The organism is Winogradskyella vidalii (assembly GCF_013403955.1).
In the GTDB taxonomy this organism is placed as follows: domain Bacteria; phylum Bacteroidota; class Bacteroidia; order Flavobacteriales; family Flavobacteriaceae; genus Winogradskyella; species Winogradskyella vidalii.
In genome coordinates, this window is record NZ_JABFDG010000024.1 from 1 (window position 1) to 3,295 (window position 3,295).

Below are 3,295 nucleotides of genomic sequence, written 5' to 3' on the forward strand. Positions count from 1 at the left end.
TCTGTGACATCAAAAACCAAATGGCTAATGTCTATTCCAAAATATTTAATATCTTTATTCATAAGAAATGTTTTTTTCAAAGGACAATCTACGCGAGTTTCAACGACTTAAAATCGAGGTCTTAAAGCCTCATAGAACTGTACGAAATCTGTGTAGAAAAGAGAGGGGATTTTCAATGTTGACGAGATCTGAAGTCTCTGCGTATATAATAACCTTACTCCTCTCTTTTGTTCTTTCTAATTTATAAATCTTAATTTAGTGTTTTTATTTAATTGCTAACTTAAGCCGTGTATAATTAATTGCTTGGTTCTTGCCTACTTGCGAAAATTCCTGCGGAATTTTCACGGGTTCGTAAATGTTTACTAACTTAGTTGCTTAACCACGCAACTAACCATACACAAACACGTTGGCAATAATAATGAAACAAACTTTTAGCATATTAATAATCTTTCTGATTTCAATCAGCGGATTTGCTCAATGTGAGGATATTGACAAACTGGAATTAGGTGGTACTTATCTTTCTCGAACAAGAAACTACATTCCATTTGAAATAAAGCATAAAGATTCAATAGAGCGAGAAAACACTTTTTACCCATACGACATTAAAAACATTGAGAAATATTCTGATTTTATTCTAAAAAAAGCAAAAGAATATATTGTTATACGTGCAAATATTGACTTTTACAATAAATTACAAATGGGCGAATTTCAAGTAAATTTTCTCGATTCTGTAAAAGCGGAATATGATAATCCTGAATTATATGAATTATCGAACTATAAAGTCACTTATTGGATTCTCTTCACTTATCGCAATAACGATTTTAAATACGCATTTGGATTGGAATTTGACAAAGACGGAAAAATGATTTCTGAAAATAAATTTCCTGACTTCTCACTCAATCCTGAATTTGAAAACCTGAATGAACCTTGTCGTGCTTTGGAGAAAGTAAAATTGGACAAGCGATTTAAAGGCAAGAAAATCGAACTTATTGAATTGGCATATCTTAACGAGATTAATTCATTTTGTTGGTTAATTAAAGAAAAAACTGACCAACCAAAGGAATTAGGCTTAAATCATTACGAAATTGATTTATTTTATGTCAATGCAATCACAAATAAAATAGAGCTAATTAAAGAACAAAATGGAACTATAATAGCTTGTGGATATGAAAAACCGAAATTTGTGAAAAAGAAAAATTAAATAAAATTACTATTGCCAACACCGTGTATAATTAATTGCTTCATTGAGCTTACTTGCGAATATTCCTGCGGAATATTCACGGGTTCGTAAAAGTTTGCTAATTTAGTTGCTTAACCACGCAACTAACCATACACAAAACCGTTCTACGCAATTTAAAAACCAACTTAATGAATTACAAAATCTATTTTCATCTCTTACTTGCAATGTTAATTTCATCTTGCAATACCGATAAAAAATATGTTCCAGATGATTTAAGGAAATTAACTGAAAGTGACCAAATAGAGATTGCCGAAAAAAGAAAAACCTACAATTATGATAACGTTATTTTTAAAAATGAAAAAGGAGAAACTATTTCTGCTGACTCAATGGCAAAAATTTCATCAGATATAAAATATGCATACGACACGTATTTTAATGATAAAAACCAACCAGAAATCGTTGTTATTAGAGAGGCAAATCAAAAAGATAAAGATTTACGAAAACAAATAATTGAGATTTATAAAAAAGAAATAGTTGAGCCAATAAAACTAATAAATATTGATTGTAGCGAAATTCAGAATATATTGACCAATGTTCATTCTTTAGACCAAGATATGCGGAAAAATGGCAAAGGAATAGACCCAAAAATAGACCGTGACAATTTAGTTAAGGTAGTCAGCATAATTGAAAAATGTGGAATGCCTAGTTTGGAAAATGTTTCGACCGAACAAATGTCTACTATTTGGTTAGTATTTCAACACGCAGATAATTTTCATCGCAAAAAATATTTACCACAGTTAAAAGAATCCGCTGAAAATGGAAATATAAGAAAAAGCCAAATCGCTTTAATGGAAGACCGGATTTTAATGATGGATGGAAAACCTCAAATTTACGGCTCTCAGATTTCTAAAAATCAAGATACTGGAGAATGGATGATTTACGATTTAAAAGAACCTGAAAATGTAGATAAAAGGCGAACAGAAGTTGGACTTGGACCATTATCTGAGTATGTAAAGAACTGGAACATTGAATTTAATGTAGAACAATCTGAATAAAAAACTGCGTAGAACACCGTGTATAATTAATTGCTTGTTTTAAGCCTACTTACGAACATTCCTGCGGAATATTCTATCTGTGATTTATTTGCTAAATTAGTTGCTTAACCACGCAACTAACCATACACAAACACGTTACCTGCAAGCTGAAAAAACATCACGGATGAATTTGAAAATTTTGACATTAATCTTATTAATAGTTTGTTCGACAAGCTGTAAATCCCAAACTGAAAAGATTGAGGATAGAACAATAGATTATTATTTTGAGCAAATTGGAGAATTAGAATTATCGGAATTATTAGAACAGAAAATATTAATTGATAGTGTAACAATAGCGGAGAAATTTAAAGACACGAAAAGTAATCGACTTAACAGCGAAGGATTTCAAAAATATTCAGAAATAAAAATGAACATTTATCTGAAATTTTTCAAAGATTATTTATATCAACAAAAAGTGGAATATGAAAATGATTTTTATGTTCTCTATTTTACAATGGCTGGATTTGACGATATGGAATGGAATATTGTTAAGTGGAAAAAAGAAAAATGGAAAGGAGAAGAACGATTAGACCGAGAAAGATTAAAAACCGATGATGATATTGAAAAAATATTGTGGAATTATGATGAGGCTGGCAAAAACTTGGAAAATATTCGAATTTTTATTCAAAATGATTATTTAATAATGGAACGTGGGAATTTATATCACTCACTTTACGACCTAAAAAATGAGAAAGTTATTTTAAACGAGGAAAGTCCGTGGAATGCGTCTGATGGAAAAGACAAAGCGGAAATGAATAAATGGATTAAAGAAAATTTACACGATAAAATTGAACAATATCTGAACAAAGAACGTGAATAAAGCCTGCAGGTAACACCGTATATAATTTATTGCTTGGTTCTCGCCTACTTACGAAAATCCTCGCGGATTTTCTATTCGGTTTTTATTTGCTAAATTACGTGCTTAACCACGCAACAAACCATATACAAACACGTTGTACAACATTTTGAAAAAAACTTTCGTAATCATATTGACCCTAATTGGAATTCTTGTTTTTGGACA

Annotated in this window: 3 protein-coding genes; all 3 read left to right on the forward strand. The window is 30.5% G+C overall.

Going from position 1 to position 3,295, the window contains the following annotated elements; all coding sequences use genetic code 11:
* Nucleotides 1-418: 418 nt before the first annotated feature.
* Nucleotides 419-1,201 (forward strand): hypothetical protein, encoded by a 783-nt coding sequence (locus HM982_RS18200; RefSeq protein WP_179354747.1) that lies wholly within the window; start codon nucleotides 419-421, stop codon nucleotides 1,199-1,201.
* 167 nt (nucleotides 1,202-1,368) lie between these two features.
* Nucleotides 1,369-2,235, forward strand: coding sequence for a DUF6624 domain-containing protein (locus tag HM982_RS18205; RefSeq protein ID WP_179354748.1), 867 nt, complete (start codon nucleotides 1,369-1,371; stop codon nucleotides 2,233-2,235).
* Nucleotides 2,236-2,398: 163 nt separating this feature from the next.
* A complete protein-coding gene (locus tag HM982_RS18210) occupies nucleotides 2,399-3,094 on the forward strand; it encodes a hypothetical protein (protein ID WP_179354749.1) in 696 nt (231 codons plus the stop codon).
* Nucleotides 3,095-3,295 lie beyond the last annotated feature (201 nt).

Excerpts from the sequence above, each read along its gene's own strand:
- HM982_RS18205 (WP_179354748.1), top strand. The coding sequence starts at position 1,369 with ATGAATTACAAAATCTATTTTCATCTCTTACTTGCAATGTTAATTTCA.
- HM982_RS18200 (WP_179354747.1), top strand. The coding sequence starts at position 419 with ATGAAACAAACTTTTAGCATATTAATAATCTTTCTGATTTCAATCAGC.
- HM982_RS18210 (WP_179354749.1), top strand. The coding sequence starts at position 2,399 with ATGAATTTGAAAATTTTGACATTAATCTTATTAATAGTTTGTTCGACA.